This is a genomic window from Mycobacterium sp. D16R24, from assembly GCF_002013385.1.
In the GTDB taxonomy this organism is placed as follows: Bacteria; Actinomycetota; Actinomycetes; order Mycobacteriales; family Mycobacteriaceae; genus Mycobacterium.
In genome coordinates, this window is sequence record NZ_MAEV01000013.1 from 177,296 (window position 1) to 193,793 (window position 16,498).

The 16,498-nt window shown below is 65.7% G+C and carries 12 protein-coding genes; 4 read left to right on the forward strand and 8 right to left on the reverse strand.

The genetic code is table 11. The features are described from left to right. Positions 1-24: 24 nt before the first annotated feature. Positions 25-978 carry a type VII secretion protein EccE gene (gene eccE / locus B4383_RS12215; protein ID WP_078292124.1) on the forward strand — a complete coding sequence of 318 codons (954 nt, stop codon included), beginning with the start codon at positions 25-27 and terminating at the stop codon, positions 976-978. A 148-nt stretch (positions 979-1,126) separates the two neighbouring features. Then, positions 1,127-2,983: a CocE/NonD family hydrolase gene (locus B4383_RS12220; RefSeq protein WP_078292169.1), complete on the forward strand. Its 1,857-nt coding sequence runs from the start codon at positions 1,127-1,129 to the stop codon at positions 2,981-2,983. Between the two features lie 13 nt (positions 2,984-2,996). On the opposite strand, the gene B4383_RS12225 is transcribed toward B4383_RS12220, so the two are convergent. Then, positions 2,997-3,431, reverse strand: a complete 435-nt coding sequence (locus tag B4383_RS12225) for a pyridoxamine 5'-phosphate oxidase family protein (RefSeq protein WP_078292121.1) — start codon at positions 3,429-3,431, stop codon at positions 2,997-2,999. A 79-nt stretch (positions 3,432-3,510) separates the two neighbouring features. Between B4383_RS12225 and B4383_RS12230 the strand changes: the two genes are divergently transcribed. Next, entirely contained in the window at positions 3,511-4,398 is an 888-nt protein-coding gene (locus tag B4383_RS12230) for a hypothetical protein (RefSeq protein ID WP_078292119.1), read from the forward strand. On the opposite strand, the gene B4383_RS12235 is transcribed toward B4383_RS12230, so the two are convergent. The 5 genes from B4383_RS12235 to B4383_RS12255 form a co-directional block, all read right to left on the reverse strand. Beyond that, on the reverse strand, positions 4,395-5,492 hold the full coding sequence (locus B4383_RS12235) for an LLM class flavin-dependent oxidoreductase (RefSeq protein ID WP_078292117.1): 1,098 nt from the start codon (positions 5,490-5,492) through the stop codon (positions 4,395-4,397). The genes B4383_RS12230 and B4383_RS12235 overlap by 4 nt on opposite strands. Before the next feature lie 37 nt (positions 5,493-5,529). Next, on the reverse strand, positions 5,530-6,555 hold the full coding sequence (locus tag B4383_RS12240) for an ABC transporter substrate-binding protein (protein WP_286150650.1): 1,026 nt from the start codon (positions 6,553-6,555) through the stop codon (positions 5,530-5,532). Then, complete coding sequence (locus B4383_RS12245) at positions 6,536-7,285, reverse strand: ABC transporter ATP-binding protein (protein WP_078292168.1); 750 nt, start codon at positions 7,283-7,285, stop codon at positions 6,536-6,538. Before B4383_RS12245 ends, B4383_RS12240 begins: the two co-directional genes overlap by 20 nt. Positions 7,286-7,295: 10 nt before the next feature. Continuing rightward, positions 7,296-8,129 (reverse strand): ABC transporter permease, encoded by an 834-nt coding sequence (locus B4383_RS12250; protein WP_078292166.1) that lies wholly within the window; start codon positions 8,127-8,129, stop codon positions 7,296-7,298. A gap of 147 nt (positions 8,130-8,276) precedes the next feature. Next, positions 8,277-8,606, reverse strand: coding sequence for a hypothetical protein (locus B4383_RS12255; protein ID WP_078292114.1), 330 nt, complete (start codon positions 8,604-8,606; stop codon positions 8,277-8,279). A gap of 272 nt (positions 8,607-8,878) precedes the next feature. Between B4383_RS12255 and B4383_RS12260 the strand changes: the two genes are divergently transcribed. After that, the gene (locus tag B4383_RS12260) at positions 8,879-9,244 is read left to right on the forward strand and encodes a hypothetical protein (protein WP_078292113.1); all 366 of its coding nucleotides are present in this window, start codon (positions 8,879-8,881) and stop codon (positions 9,242-9,244) included. 20 nt (positions 9,245-9,264) lie between these two features. Here B4383_RS12260 and B4383_RS12265 read toward each other — a convergent pair whose 3' ends face one another. Both B4383_RS12265 and B4383_RS12270 read right to left on the reverse strand, forming a co-directional pair. Beyond that, complete coding sequence (locus tag B4383_RS12265; protein ID WP_078292112.1) at positions 9,265-9,984, reverse strand: alpha/beta fold hydrolase; 720 nt, start codon at positions 9,982-9,984, stop codon at positions 9,265-9,267. A gap of 75 nt (positions 9,985-10,059) precedes the next feature. Then, positions 10,060-16,464 carry a type I polyketide synthase gene (locus B4383_RS12270; RefSeq protein WP_078292109.1) on the reverse strand — a complete coding sequence of 2,135 codons (6,405 nt, stop codon included), beginning with the start codon at positions 16,462-16,464 and terminating at the stop codon, positions 10,060-10,062. Between the last annotated feature and the right edge of the window lie 34 nt (positions 16,465-16,498).

Genomic DNA, 16,498 nt, shown 5'->3' on the forward strand with positions numbered 1-16,498 from the left:
AACGTGAAGCTGTATCGACCCCCGGTGCCGTGCACACTGCGGCTGACCCTGGTGGCAACGCTGGTCGCCGCGGGCGCGTTCGCGCTCTACCGTCGAGACCCGGCCGACCGCTGGATCGCGATCACCGCTGCGGTGCTGGTGCTGGTTCTGCTGGTGTGGTGGCGTGGCACCTTCCTTACCGACATTCTCGGACGGTTCACGAAGATGCTGACCCGTAGGTTCTCTCGTCGTTCCCCGTCGAGCACCGCACAGGTCGTCGCGGCGGGAGTCGACGCGCGCACCACCGTGGCACTCGAGGTCAAGGCACCCGTATCCGGTGAGGAGATCCCGGTCGGGCTTCTCGCCGGATACCTGGACCGCTACGGCATGCGCTGCTCATCGATCCGTGTCACCACCGCCGATGTCGTCGGCGCAAAGGGCAAGACCTGGGTGAGCCTGACCCTGAGTGCCGCGGGCAATCTCGCCGCACTGCAGGCACGGTCTCCGCGAATCCCGCTGCGCGAGAGCGCCGATATCGTGGGGCGCCGACTCTCCGATCACCTGCGCGAGCTGGGCTGGCAGGTCAATGCGGTCGACACCCCGGATGCGCCGCTGCCCGCGGAGGTCAAGGAGGGATCGCGAGCGGTCGCCGACGATCGCGGTTACCTGGCCGCCTACCGCGCCACGGTGAACGGGAATCTGCCGGACACCCTCGGGAACATCTGGAACGCGTCGCTGCCGGAGCGCTGGACCACTCTTGAGCTCACCGGCACCACCGAGGCTCCGCGGCTGACCGTGGTGTGCGCACTGCGTACACAGGAGAAGCCTGAGTCCCGCGCACCGTGGGCCGGGCTGACACCGTGCTGGGGCGAGCACCTGCCCGTCCTGGAGGCGATGAACCCGCTGTCGTCCGACACCTTCGGCGGAGTCGGCACCGCAGTCACCGAGGAGTTCCTGGACAACCTCACGCAGCAGGACGAGGCACCGGCGCTGGTCTGAGCACGAGGGCTAGCGCACCTGGGTGCGCTAGCCCTGTGATGTCATCGGCGAGCTGTCGCGACACTCGATCCCCCATTTCCGGAATCGGGGTTTGACCCGTCCTCGGTACCCTTTCGGGGTGATCGCAGGTTCGGCCAGACGTCTGGCAATTTTCGCCGCCATTCTGGGCCTCATTCTCACGGCGTGCGGCCACGAGGGTCCCGGTCGCACCTCCTGGCCACCGGCGGACGGCGGCGGGCCCTGTGCGGTCGCCAAGCAGACCGACGTACCGGCGACCATGCGCGACGGCACGATCCTGCGCGCGGATATCTACCGTCCCAAGCTCAAGGACCCAGTGCCGGTCATCCTGATGCGCACCCAGTACGGCAAGAGCAGCGCGCAGGTCAAGCCCTCGCGGTTCCAGACTCCCGGCTGGTTCGCCTCGCATTGCTATCTCGTTGTGGTGCAGGATGTTCGGGGTCAAGGCGCTTCGGACGGGATATTCACCGAATTCGGCAATGACGGCAACGACGGTTACGACACCGTTGAGTGGGCCGCCGGAATACCCGGTTCCACCGGCAAGGTCGGAATGTACGGGTCCTCGTATGTCGGTGCCACACAATGGCTCGCCGCCACCACAACTCCCCCACACCTGACCACCATCGTTCCGTCCAACACGGCCTCCGACTACTACGACGGATGGACATACGAGGGCGGCGCGTTCCGGCTCGGCTTCGTGCTCCCGTGGGCGATCGAGACGATCGCCACCACCGCAGCGAAGAACCGGGGCGATGAGGCGGCCGTCGAACAACTGGAGGCCGCTGACAAAGAACGTGATCGCTGGCTCAATTTCCTTCCATACCAGGATCTTCCACCGATGCAGCCAGGCAATCCCCACGTCGCGCCGTGGTATTTCGAGTGGATCCGGCATTCAACCCGCGACGAGTATTGGAAGCGGTGGAGCATCCGGGATCGGTACGAGAACGTGAAGGTGCCGGTGCTGCACTTCGAGGGCTGGTACGACGCCTTCCTGCGCGGCGGCCTGGAGAACTTCGCCGGCATGTCCGCACGTGGCGGGTCGCCGGAGGCGCGCCGACATCAGCGCATTGTCATCGGCCCCTGGGATCATCTGGCCTGGGGCCGTGAAACATCCAGTCCTTCAACACTATTGAAGAGCCCGGGAACCGGCGCAAGCAGCCCAGTGAACGAGCTGCAACTGGCATGGTTCGACCACTTCCTCAAGGGCACGGACAATGGTGTCGCCTCCGGGTCACCCCGCGTCGACTACTACCTGATGGGCGCCGACCGGTGGAAGAACGCCCCCGCCTGGCCGCTGCCGCAGACGAATTGGACCGTGTATCACCTCGGCGGTCCCGGCGCGAAGCACGAGGGAAGGCTCAGCAATTCGGCCTCACCCCATGATCCGCCCGACACCTACCGCTACGACCCGGCCAATCCGGTACCAAGTGCGGGCGGACACTCCTGTTGCGCCGCGGATTCGGCTCCGGAAGGTCGCTACGACCAGACCACCGTGGAACAGCGCCCCGATGTACTGACCTACACCAGCGAGCCGCTCACCACCGACACCGAGGTCACCGGACCGATCAGCGTCGACCTATGGGCCGCATCCTCGGCCCCCGACACCGACTTCACCGCGAAACTGGTTGTCGTGCAATCCGATGGTGCCGCCGTCAATCTCAACAACGGAGTTGTCCGCACCTCGCTGGCACAATCACTATCCGAGCTACGCCCCATTGCGGTGGGCCGGCCGCACAGGTACCGCATCGACGTATGGCCGGTGAGCTACCAGTTCCGTGTCGGTGAGCGCATCCGACTGGAGATTTCCAGCAGCGACTTCCCGCAGTACGCGCCCAACCCGAACACGGGCGCACCATTCGGGCAGAACTCCGAGCTGCGCACCGCCACACAGACAATCCTGCATGATGCGGAGCACCCGTCCACACTCACACTGCCCGTCATACCTGCGGGGGATCCAGGAACCGAACAGTTCCCGATGCCCCGGTGACTGACCGGGAACACTAACCCCAGTTCTCCGGGCCGCCGAGGTCCGCCGAGAGCCAGTGCTCCGGGGAGACATAAACCGCGATCTGCTCGCCGTACCCCTCCGAGTATTTGAGATACCCGTCAAGCAGCTCCTCCGGGATGTACCGGGCGGCCACCTGCCGATGCTGGTCGGGCTCGAGCGTTACGACCTTGGTCACCGGTCCCTCGACGCTCACGTACCGCACCGTCGGCTGCTCACGGTCGACCATGAGCGTCAGCCGACCCGCGGCCTCGATCAGCTGATGCTTGCGCGATCCCTTGCCCGTCGGAATCCAGAGATCGCCACCCGGGGTGTAGAAGTACCAGATCGGCACGGTCAGCGGAGCGCGGTCCGCCCCAGCACTCACCGAGATTGCCGCCACGTGGGGCTCGGCCAGAAATGCCTGTCGTTCTTCCACACTCAATCCCATGAGACCACCCTACGAGCCCGCACCGACAACCGCACCGGACTCGACAATCCGCGCGGGCGCCCCGTGGTTCACTGGATCGATGGCACGTCCACACGCCCTCGCCCGGCGTCTCTACGAACGTTTCGAGCCGGTACACGGCATCACGTACTTCGCCCCCGAAGCACGTGCCGCCGCCGACGAGCTCGGCTACCGGGGATTCTGGCGCGGATACTTCGCTACCCGATCGGCGCCCCTGGGCAGGGTGACCCCCAGAGTCGTCGAGGCCGTCTTCTACAACTTCGCCTCATTCCGAGTCGCAAAATCACTCGACGGCGCCTGGGAAACCATCAGCCCCGAGCAGGCACTGGCCGCGCGTCAGACCGGCTCCGTCGCGGCGTTGCGGCGCTACGGCCTCACCGATGACGACAATCTGCGCACCGCAGCCAAATTACTCGGCAAGGCGGCCCGCACAGCCTCGCCCGCTGGGCGCCCCTTATACGCGGCGCTCACCGCCGTTCCGTGGCCCGATGAACCCGTCGCGGCGCTGTGGCATGCCGCGACTCTGCTCCGCGAGCAGCGTGGCGACGCCCATGTTGCCGCGTTGGTCGCCGCGGGCATCGACGGCCGTGAATCGAACGTGTTTCAGGTTGCGGCGGGACGGGCTACCAAGGACGGCATCATGCGCAGCCGCGACTATGACGACAGCGAGTGGGCGACCATCGAACAGAACCTGACTCGGCGCGGCCTGCTCGACGACGGCGGTGAGCTGACGCCAGAGGGCCGGGCACTGAAGACCGATATCGAGAGCCGAACCGACCGGGTGTCACTGCCGGTGCTCGACGCCCTGACCGACGCCGAGGTGGAGAGGCTCTTTCAGGCGCTCACGCCGATCACACGGCAGGTCATCGCGGGTGGTGATCTGCCGGCATCGACACCAATGGGGTTGCAGCGCAACGACCTCGACGACGACAGCGCGGGCCTGGGCTAGACGGCCAGCGCTCCCCGCTTTTTGAGCAGCGGAAGCACACCCTCGGCAAACCAGTACGCCTCTTCCAGGTGTGGGTATCCCGACAGGATGAACTCGTCGAACCCGAGCGCGTGGTACTCGGAAATCAGGTTGGCGACCTCTTCGTGGCTGCCCACCAACGCCGTGCCCGCACCGCCACGCACCAGCCCGACGCCCGCCCACAGGTTCGGATAAATCTCCAGTTTGTCCAGGCGGCCGCCGTGCAGCGCCGTCATGCGCCGCTGCCCTTCGGATTCGGATGTGGAATGCAGCGCCGTCGCCGCGGCGACCTGATCAGGGGTCAGCTCCCCCACCAAAGAGTTCGCGACGGCCCAGGCCGCCTCGGAGGTGTCGCGGCTGATCGTGTGCAGGCGGATGCCGAATCGCAGGTTGCGCCCACGCTCCTTGGCCAACGCGCGCACCGTCTCGATCTTCGCGGCCGCGGCCGCGGGCGGCTCACCCCAGGTAAGGTACACGTCGACATGCTCCGCGGCGATGGGCAGTGCCGCCGGAGACGATCCACCGAAATACAACTGCGGCAACGGTGTTGGCGGCTCCGATACGCGCGCATCGGTCACCGTGTAGTGCTTTCCCGAATAGTCGACGGGTTCGCCCTTCCAGATATCCCGGACGATCTGCAGGAACTCCCCGGTGCGCTCGTAGCGCTCGTCGTGGGTAAGCCAATCACCGAAACGGCGCTGCTCGGTATCGTCACCGCCGCTGACGACGTTCAGCAGCAGCCGCCCGTCCGAGAACCGCTGAAATGTGGCCGCCTGCTGCGCGGCCAGTGTCGGTGGCACCAATCCCGGCCGAAAGGCCACGAGGAACTTCAGGCGTTCGGTCTGCTCCAGCAGCGCCGAAGCCGTGAGCCATGCGTCCTCACACCACGTGCCGGTGGGAGTCAGCACACCCTCGAAGCCCAATCGGTCCGCGGCGCGGGCAATCTCGCCGAGATAACGCAGGCTCGGCTCGCGGTACCCCACCGGGATGGTGTGATGCGATGACGCATGCGAGGCGCCCACGATGGAACGGCTGTCACCATTGGTGGGCAGGAACCAGAAGAACTTGGCGGCCACGGGAATTGCTCTCCTTGCGTGGGATGCGATGTGCGGTCTATTCAGACTTGGCGAAGTACTGCGTGAGGACGTCGTTGAAGCGGTTGTCGACGAAATCGGAGAACGTGGGCTTGCCCTGAATCTGGCCCGACTGCGCGAACAGGTCAGCCAGCTTCTGCTCCGAGCCCGTCACCTCGCCGTCGAGCGGTATCGGTTGCCGCAGGCTGCGCGACTGCGCCAGCTCTGCTGCCGCAGGGTCGATTCCGATTGCGGCGGCATACTTTCCGTACCACTCCTGTGGATGGGCCTGGGCCCATGCGCTGGCACGCGCGATGCGCTGCACCAGGTCAGACAGTGCGGTATTGCGTTGAGCGTCACGCAGCGCCACCTCCGATGCGACACCGAATCCGTACCCGTTCGCGACGCCGGTCGCGGTCACCAAGGTGCGAACCTTCAGCTGTTTGTCGGCCAACGCCGTGTAGGGGTCCCAGATCGCCCACGCGTCGGCCTGTCCCTGACTCAGTGCGGTGAACGCATCGGCCGGCTGCAGAAACACCGGCCGGATGTCCTTGATGGTGAGACCGGCCTTCTGCAGCTGAAGCAGCAGGTGACCGTTCGCCGAACTCCCCTTCCCGACAGCCACCTTCTTACCCCGCAGATCCGCCACGGAATGGATCGGTGAGGTGTCGGCAACCAGGATCTGGTCACCGCGGGCGTCATTCGTATACCCGGACACCACTTTGATTCTCGCCTTGGACGCGGCGCCGAAGATCGGCGGTGTGTTGCCGGTGACGGCGAAGTCGATCTTGCCCGCGGTCAGCGCCTCAATCTGCGGGGGGCCAAAGGTGAAGGTGGAGAATTCGACCTTGTACGGTGCGTTGTCCAGTTCACCCGCCGCCCGCAGCAGCGACTCGGTGCCACCCTTCTGATCGCCCACCCGCAGGCTGAGGCTCGCCAGTTCCGAGAGCGGGACAAGCGGCGGCACAGCGGAATCACTCTTGGCGTCGCGGCCGGAGGCGCAGGCCGTCAGGGATAGCAGGAAGGCGGCCGCGCTGACGATTGACTTAAACACCAAGCTGCGCAAGGAGCCCTCCTCGGTATTTCTCGGTTTCGGCGTCGTGCTTGCCATGCGGTTTACGGGGATTGCCGATGCGCAATATGTGCACCAGTCGGCCCTCATCCAGCACCAGAATGGTGTCGGCCAGCGATATCGCCTCGTCCACATCGTGAGTGACCAGCAGCACGCCGAACTCATGCTCTCGCCACAGGTTCAAAAGCAGTCGGTGCATGGATAGTCGCGTGAGCGCGTCGAGTGCGCCGAAGGGCTCGTCGAGCAGCAGCAGCTGCGGCTCCGCGACTAGTGCACGCGCCAGGGACACGCGTTGCGCCTGCCCGCCCGAGAGTGTCAGCGGCCAGGCTTGTGCCTTGTCTGCAAGCCCCACCTCATCAAGGGCCCGATCGATGCGGGAAAGCGCTTCCGCCTTGGACGACTTGGTGCGGGCGAGCCCGTACAGCACGTTGTCGCGCACCGAACGCCACGGGAACAGTCGTGGCTCCTGGAATGCCACCGCGGGAGCGCCCAGCACCTGGCGTTCGCCCTCGTAGTCGCCGGCCAACCCGGACAGCACCCGCAGTACCGTCGACTTGCCCGAACCACTGCGGCCCACCAATGCGACGATCTCGCCACGGCCCACCCGCAGTGAGACGTCATCGAGAACGCGATTGCGTCCGTACCATTTGGTGACCGATGTCAGCTCGGCCGCCGGTACAGCAGATTGCCGTGACAGTTCAGTAATCTCGAAAATCGCTGTCATGATGTACCTTTCATGATCGGTACCGCAGCGCACGCCGTTCCAGCACGCGCACAATGGCGTCCGTGACAATGCCCAACAGTGCGTAGACCACGAGCCCGAAGATGATGACGTCGATACGCAGGAAATCGCGCGCATTATTGATAAGGAAGCCCACCCCGGCGTCGGCGTTGATCTGCTCGGCGACGATGAGCGTCAGCCAGGACAACGCCAGGGATTGACGCAGCCCGACGAGCACCTGCGGAGTAGCACCGGGGATGATGATGACGCGCAACCGCTGCCAGAACGAAAACCCAAGTACCTGTGCGGTTTCGAAAAGTTTGGGGTCAACCTGCCGGATCGCGGAGGTGGTGTTGAGGTACAGAGGGAAGGCGGCCCCGAGGGCCACCATCAGCACCTTGGGAAGCTCACCGATTCCGAACCACAGGATGAACAGCGGGATGAGCCCGAGGTGTGGCAGCGCCCGAACCATCTGCATGGTCGGGTCCACCACGGCATCGACGAGCCGCGACAAACCTACCGCCGCCCCCAGCACCACGCCTACCAAGCCACCCAGCAACAGTCCTTCGGCGGCACGGATTCCGGAGACCCGCAGCGCCTCGGCGAGCTGACCGTTGCCGACCAACTCGATTCCGGCGTGCGCGATCGTCGACGGCGCCGGCAGGATGTCCGGATCGATCAGACCCCAGCCACTCCCCGCTTGCCAAACAAGCAGCACCACGAACGGCGAAAGAAATCGAATGATCTCCCAGCGCCGATTGAGGATCCACTCTCGCCGGGACGGGGTGGATATCGGGGCGTCGGTGTCAGTCGCCGCGGCGACCACCGACGTATTACGGGTGGTCATGAAAAGCTCGGGAATCCTCACGGGTCGGCGCCTAGCATCGACAAGGTATCGACAGGTGTTGACAAACTATGGGCGCGTTTGGATTCCGTGAAGACTTAATATCGCGCTGATTCGACGGGTATCCCGCACCCGAGGTGAACGACGGAACTAGCGCCAGCCGTCGGCAGCCTTGGTGGCGCGCAGCAATTCTTCGCACAACTGGCGCAGCTGGTCCTGGGTCGCGCCCTCTTCGACGGCCGTCGCGACGTCCTCGGCCGCACACCTCGCCTGATACACCCGATCGGCCAGATCGGTCGCTTCGTCGGCGGTCAGCACCACAGCATCCGCAGGCACCGAGGTGCCCTTGACTGCCGCGCGCTGTTCGTACGCGCGCTGACGGCAGGACTGGCGGCAATACTGCCGCCGCCGACCCAGCTCTGCGTCATCGACTTCGCGCCCGCACCACTTGCAGGGCTGAGCGTGTTTGCGACGTGCCACGTCTCAGGAGCGTAGCGGTGACTCGGCAGCCCCTCGGCGCGGCAAGCTTTCACAGGGTTCATGACGTCGGGGTCAGCGAACCGATCGGCCTCCGCCGCGAGCGGGATGTCGGCACCCTTCTGATCGACAACACGGCTGGTAGCCCAGGTGCGACGTACGGCGGTTGGCGTGGTGATATGCCAACGAGCGCAATTGCCACAATTACCAAGAAAACGCGCGATAGTGCGCTAATCTTAGGAATCACAGCGGCATCCAACGTCGGAGGTTGTGCGATGAACAAGATCATCATGGTCGGGCAGGCCGTGTTAGCAGCAGGCGTCATCGCCGCCCCGATCGCTCTGTTGAGCGCGGGCCCGGCGTCGGCGCAGCCGACCCCCGCCCCCACGGATGTGTGCTTTAACGGACCGTATCCCTCACCCCCACCCCCGTGGGGACCCGGGAACGTCGAAGGGTGCGTCAACCCCGACAGCTGGTTCGACGCGTGGGGCTGGCGATACTCCGGCCGCAACTGGCAGGGCGAAGGCGGGCGACTGCCTGCCCCAGCCCCGAACTGGAAGTACGTGGGCCCGGGCTGCGAATACTCAAGCAACCCGAACTGGCAGTACACCGGCCCGGACTGCCAGCGCGAAACCCCCTAATACGACGCTTGCCTCGGCGCCTAGTAGGAGTACGAGCCGCCGAGGGCGAGGTCTGCCTCGTGCGTCAAGATGCTCGCCAAGGCCTGCGGGTTCGACCAGTAGAAGTAGTGCCCGCCTCTCACGAGGATGCTCGTGAACTCCCCCTTCGTGTACGGAGCCCATCGGCGCGGCGGTGCAAACTTCGGGATCACCTCATCGTCCTTTGCGCTCACCTCGGTGATCGGTGTTTGGATCCGGCGGCGCGAAATCGATTGCAGGCCAAGACTGAAATCGATCACCGCATGCAGCCGAGCCTGCTCCAGCAGCGACTCATCCGCTATCTTCTTCGGCGGCCACGCCCCGCGCTGCTCGTCGTTGGTGAGCCTCCAGAGCGCGTGTTGTTTCGGGTTATGGCCCCGGGTCTTGGCGTAGAGAGCATCCATTCGCCACAAAGACGGATGCCCGCTCACCACCGGGACGAACCGGCCCACCGCGAAGTCCCGTGACTCCAATGCCTGACACACCGTGTAGCCGAACAGCCCGCCGAAACTCTTTCCCGCGAGGACCGGTCGACGGCAGCCGAGCCCGATGATCGCCGACGCGCAGTCCTCCGACAGCGCGCGCAGACTCTCCGGCGATGGCTCGGTCGACCGGGTACTGCGCCCCGGCATCCGCCACACCCCGAAATTCACCCCCGCCAGATGCGGAACCAGGTGCTGCTCACCGGCGTGATTGGCCCCGGCGCCCGGAAAGAACAACACGGTGGGCAGGGACGGTTGATAAGCCCTGGGCCACCACCAACATTCACGCGGAGTCGCAACAGTCACGCGGATCTCCTATATCGCGTCGTGCTCGGGATCGCCGACCCCTTGCGCAATGAGTAGTGCGACGCGGGCACCGACAGCCTCGAGGGTGAGGTCGGGGGTGAACTGGAACGCACTGATCTGGATGTTCAACTGCTTGCCGGCACGGGCGGCGAACTCCACCGCCATGAGGGAGTCGATCCCCAGGTCGGCGATCGGCCCGGTGGGGTCGATACTGTCCACGTCAACCTTGAGCACGTTGGCGAGTTCCTTGGCCAGTTCCTTGGTGACCATCGGGCCGCGTTCTTCCTCCGGCAGTGCCAACACCGCCGCGCGGAAGGCGGCCTGTTCGTTCGACACGGCGGCAGCCTCAGCGGACAGATGCGCGAAGCGCGTGCTCTTGGCCGTCGAGGGCAGCGGCGTGCGCAAGACCCCCCAATCGACACCCGCGATGGCGACGTGCGGAAGCTGGAAACGGGAGCACTCGTGCATGAGCGTCGCCCCGAGGTCCATGTTGAGGCGGCGCAGCCCGACCGAATCGAGAAACTTCACAATGGCCTCAACCTCGGCCATGCCACCGCCGCTCATCGCACCCCAGCTCACCGAAAGCGCAGGTAGTCCGGCCGCGTGCCGCGCCTGAGCGAGGCCGTCCAACGTACTGTTCGCCGCCGCGTAGGTCAGCTGCGGAACGATGCCGATGAGGCCACTGATCGAGGAGTACAGCACGAAGTGGTCGAGTAGTACATCGTGCTCGCGCGTGGCCCTGTCGAGGTTGAGCGCACCCTCGACCTTGGGCCCGAACACCTTGTACAAGGACGCCGCGCTGATATCCGCGAGCACCTCGTCATGAGCCACCGCGGCGGCATGGAAGACGCCGCGCAGCGGATGGCCCGAGGCCTCCACCTTCGCGATCAGATCCGCGACCTGGTCGTAGTCACTGATGTCGATCCGCTCTTCCCACACGTCGACGTCGGCGGCCCTGAGCGCCTCGATCTGCGCTCGCGCAACGTCCGTCGTGGCGCCGCTGCGCCCCGCGAGGATCAGATGGGTCGCCCCGGACCTGGCCAACGAGCGTGCGGTGGCCAACCCGAAGCCGCCGAATCCACCGCTGATGAGGTAGGAGTGGCCGGGACGCACCGGCGCCGGATCTGGCTTGCGCGGCAGCAGCTTGGGCGTCTGATCGCGCAGATCCAGCACGATCCGGCCCATGTGCGCTGCCCGGAACACCGCCTCGAACGCCCCTACGACCTCGTCGATCGGGAACCGCGTGAACGGGAGCGGGGTGAGCTTGCCCGAGGTGAGCATCTCGGTGCACTCGCGCCTGAGCTCGCGGAACGTCTCCGGACGCAGCCGCAGCATGCGGTCCATGTCGATCGCGTGGAACGACAGGTTGCCGCTGAACGGCTTGAGATCCATCGCTCCACCGAAGTAGATGTCCGCCTTCCCGATTTCGATGATCCGGCAGAACTCCCCGGCGACCGCGAAATTCTGGGCGATCATCTCCCCGGGCAACGAGTTGTAGATGACGTCTACCCCGCGCCCTTCGGTGATCCGCAGTATGTCGTCGACAAACCCGACCGACCGCGAGTCGAAGGCCGCGGTGGCGCCGAGCTCCAGCGCCGCATGCCGACGCTCCTCGCTGCCAGCGGTCGCGTACACGACCGCACCCATGTTGACCGCGATCTGCACGGCGCCCATACCCATGCCGCCCGCCGCACCGTGGATGAGGACCGTCTCGCCGGGCTGCAGATCGGCGAGCTTGTAGAAGGCGTAGCCCGCCGTGAAGAACGGAACACCGGAACCCACCGCCAGCGGATCGAAATCCTCACGCTGGAGGTGCTCTTCGCCTATCCGCTCCCACGCCGCGCCACCATCGAGGTCGAAGGTCAAGTAGCGGCGCAGCAGACCCCGCTCCGCGACCGCGATGCTCTCGCCGACCCGAAGTTCGCTGACCGCGGAGCCGACGCGCGTGACAACACCGAAACCCTCCATGCCGGGATCCAGCTTGAAATACGTCTCGCCGAGTTCACGCTCAGTCAGGATCCCGAGGACCTTCAGCGGGTCCTTGTAGTTGAGTCCGAGAGTCTCGACTCGGACCTCCACTTGCCGGGGTCCCGGCTCGACGCGATCGCATGCACGGAGCGCGATGTCCTTGAGCGTCCGCGTATCCGGGATCTGCACCTCATAGGCCACGTCCGGGTCTGTGGGCTCGAATGCCTCTTCCCACGGCGCGACGAGTTCGGACAGCGACCGACGCATCCGCTGGGTCCACCGCACACCCGCGCGTACCGCGACTTCTTCCGCTCGATTCATCGCGCTGATCTCTGCGGCCACTTGGTCTGCGGTGACCGAATCAGACAGGTCCACCAGAGACCACTTGGCGGGATGTTGCTCGTTCGCCAACACCCGGCGCGCCCCCACGAGCGTGGCCTGGTCCAGGACGAGGCCTCGATCGCCCGGCGCCAGGAAGGCATGCGTACTCACGACGACGACCTGCACGTCCGGATTCACCACACCGCGCTCGGTCTCGGCCTCCATGACCGTCCGCAACGCCTGCGCGACCACGACGAGTTGATGAAGGTTCTCTACCGAGGACTTCCCGGAGCCGACAGCCACCAGCACGCGCAAGAACGTGTCTGCGCGCAACGCTTCCCCGAACGCCTCGGCGAGATCTGCCCCCTGCTGCGCGTCGGCGCGCTGGATCGCCACACCGGCTCCGGCCGCGCGGCGGACGCCTTCGGCGACAGTTGCGCTGACGTCCCCGATCTCAACGATCGCGTTCGCCGCGCGAGCAGCGGTAACAGGCGCCGGGACACGTTGTCCCTCTTGCCCTTCCGACTCCTCGTCGAACCGCTCCCACCGAGGCTCATAGAAGTACTGCTCAAGCTCGGACAGCGGGTCCGACGCCGCTCCCACGGGTCGCAGTGTCACTCCGGTCATAGCCAGGGCCACGTCACCGTCGGGCGAAGCGAGATAGGCATTCGCGCGCAGCGGCTGCGTGCTCGTGATCTCGACGACCGCGATGGGGTCCTCGGGCACCTCGTGGTACAGCCGCACCCGGTCCACCGAGGCCGGAACATGCGCCGTTGGAGGTATGTCCAGGTCCGGACGTGCGGCCAAGAGGACCGCGATGCACTGCAAGGCCGCGTCGGCGAGTGCGGGGTGGACAGCGTGCTTGGGGGCAACCCCCGGCTCGGGTACCGCTTCGGAGCTGGCCAGCTGCGCGACGCAGCCCGCCGAACCGATGCGCGCACTCTGGATCCGCTGAAAGGCCGGACCGTAGGACAGTCCGACCGCAGCCAACCCCTTATAGACGTCTCCACCGTCGAAGATCGTGTCGTGCTCGGACTGCGGAACGTCGATCCGCAACGTCCCCAGATTCGCCTCGACCAGTCTGCCGTTGGCGTGTGCCGTCCACAGCTGGGTGTGCGCGGAACGGCCGTTGACGGTAAACCGCTTGGTGGGCTCGTCCACGGTGAGGCGGGTAATCGGCGCATCGTGTTCGGCAACCACCAGCGGCACGGCGAAGACCACCGAATCCAGTCCGGCCTGGGCACGGCCAGAGCGTTGACGCACGGCGGACAGCGCGGCATCGAGATACGCGGTTCCGGGCAGCACGACCGAACCGAGGACCGTGTGGTCCGGCAGCCAGGGCAGGTTCGCCGGAGCCAGGGTCACTTCCCATTGCGGCGTCAGCGCCTCCGCCCTGTCGCCGAGAAGGGCGAAGCGATCGGCGTCCCCGTAACGCGCGCGCAGCGTGAGGGGATCTTCTTCCCACAGTTCCTCTTGCGACCACGGGTACTTCGGCAGATCCATGTGCGGGACCGAGCCGTTCGTGTAGAGATCGGCCTCGCCGGGGGCATCGATCGCGCCCACCGCGTACAAGTCGGTGACGGCTTGTAGCACCGACTGCTCGTCATCCTGCTCACGGTTCAGCGTCGGGACCGCGGCGCCCGAGACACTATGGCGTACAAAGCTTTCACGAATGTTCCCGAGGAGCACCGGGTGTGGTCCAAGCTCCAGAAACACTCGATACCGGTCATCGATGAGCGTGTCGATCGCCTTCGCGAACAACACGCTTTCGCGCACGTTCTTGCACCAATAGTCCGGGTCGGCGAATACCTCACCATCGGTCTTCTCGCCGGTGACCGTCGAATACAGCGGCACGTCCGCCCGACGTGGGGCAAGTCCGGCCAGCGATGCGGCGAGCTCACCAAGGATGGGGTCCATGAGCTGGCTGTGATACGGGACCTCCACATGCAGCATCCGGGCGAAGACGCCATCGTCGGCGAGCTCATCGTGCAGTGCCCGCAGGGCTTTCGAGTCGCCGGACAGCGTGGTCGCCGCGGCGCTGTTGACCGCCGCGACACACACCGCCGAGCCGAAGCGCGCGGCCCGGCGCTGCGCTTCCTCGGCGTCGAGACCAACGGCGAGCATGCCGCCGGAGCCCGCCGTCTTTGCCTGTAGACGGGAGCGGTGAAAGGAGACCGTGGCGGCGTCCCGCAGGGACAATGCACCGCTCACATACGCCGCGGCCACCTCCCCGACACTGTGTCCCACCACCGCCGTGGGACGGATTCCGAACTGTTCGAGGTGCTTCGCAAGTGCCGCCTGGACAAGGAAGTTCGCCGGCTGAGCGACCTCCGTGCGGCTGACACGGGAGTCACCCTCAGCGCGCAGCAACTCGGCGATCACCGACCACCCCGACACCTCCTGGAATACCGCGTCGATCTCGGCGGCGGCATCGCGGAACGCTCCAGGGCGCTCCAACAAACCGCGCGCCATCCCCCACCACTGCGGACCCATGCCACTGAAGACGAGCACGGGATCGGAGATCCCTTCGACCAGGGCACGCGCGGGTGCCGATTCGTCACTCTCGGCATAGGAATTCAGCTGCGCGAGAAGGTCATCCGCGCCGCGGTAGATGAAGCCCTTACGGAGGTAATGGTGTGCCCTGCGACCGGTGACCGCGGTCTTCAGGCGTTGCGCGGCCTCATCGGAGACTGTGCCCGCTGCGCCCTCTTCGGGCTCCAGGAGCGCGGCGTACCGCCGCGCGACCTCGTGGAGCGCGGGACCACTGCGGGCAGAGACCGGGAAGATCCGGATGCTGTCCCTGACGGGCACAGCAGGCTCCGCGGCCACGGGCGTCGGCGGTTCCTCTACAAGGACGTGTGCGTTGGTCCCGCCATAGCCAAAGCTGTTCACCGCGGCGTACGCCGGGGCACCCAGATCGGGGTAGGCCTGAACCTCGGTCGGAATCCGAATCCCGAGCTCGTCGAACGGGATTGCGGGGTTGAGCTTGTCGAGGACGACCTGCGGCAGAACGGTCCTGCGCTGCACGGTAAGCGCGGCCTTGATCAGACCCGCGACGCCCGCGGCGGCCTCGGTGTGCCCGAAGTTGTTCTTCACCGATCCAATCAGCAGAGGCTGCGTGCGGCCGGCTGCCTGGCCGTACGAAAGGCCCAACGCCTCCGCCTCCAGCGGGTCGCCGACGCTCGTCCCCGTGCCATGCGCCTCGATGTACCCGACGAGGGCGGGGTCGACACCCGCCTCCTCGAGCACCTGCTCCGCAAGCCGCTGCTGCGACACCGGATTCGGCACCGGGAGCGCTATCGTTCTGCCGTCCTGATTGACCCCGCTGCCCCGGATCACCGCATAGATACGGTCGCCGTCGCGCTGTGCCTGTTCGAGGTTTTTGAGCACGACGACTCCGACGCCCTCGCCACGACCGTAGCCATCGGCGGCCGCATCGAATGACTTGCAACGGCCGTCCGCGGCAAGAAACCTGCCCTTACACATCGTGATGAAGGTTTCCGGCTGGAACATGGCATTCACGCCACCCGCGAGCGCCACATCGCACTCACCGCTGGCGACCGCCCGAACCGCGAGGTGCGTTGTCACGAGGGAGGAAGAGCACGCCGTGTCTACGGTCATGCTCGGCCCCCACAGATCCAGCGCATGCGCGATGCGGTTGGACAGCAAAGTCTGAGACGCGCTGAAAGCGGCGAAGTTGTTGATCTTCTCAAGGTTGCGGGCAAGTGCCCGGCTGACCATGTTGTCGTTCATAAAGCCGCCAATGAACGTTCCCACTTTGCCGCCCAAGGCTTTTCCGGCGATGCCCGCGTCGTCGAGTGCCTCCCAGGAGGTTTCGAGAAGGAGCCTCTGCTGTGGGTCCAGAACGGCGGCCTCGCGGTGCGAGATCCCGAAGAAGTCCGCATCGAAGCGGCGGAATCCTTGAGTGAGGAAGCTTCCTCTCCGGGTGTACATCCGTCCCGGAGTGTCGGGATCGGGGTCGTAGTACTTGTCCGCGTCCCACCGATCCTTCGGGATATCGGCCACGGCGTCGCCTCTGCGCAACACGAACTCCCAGAAGGATTCTGCGTCTTCAATACCCCCAGGGAACCTGCATCCAATGCCAATAATGGCCACCGCGACCAATGTGCTGCCCTCTCCTAGTTATTGGACCGTCCGG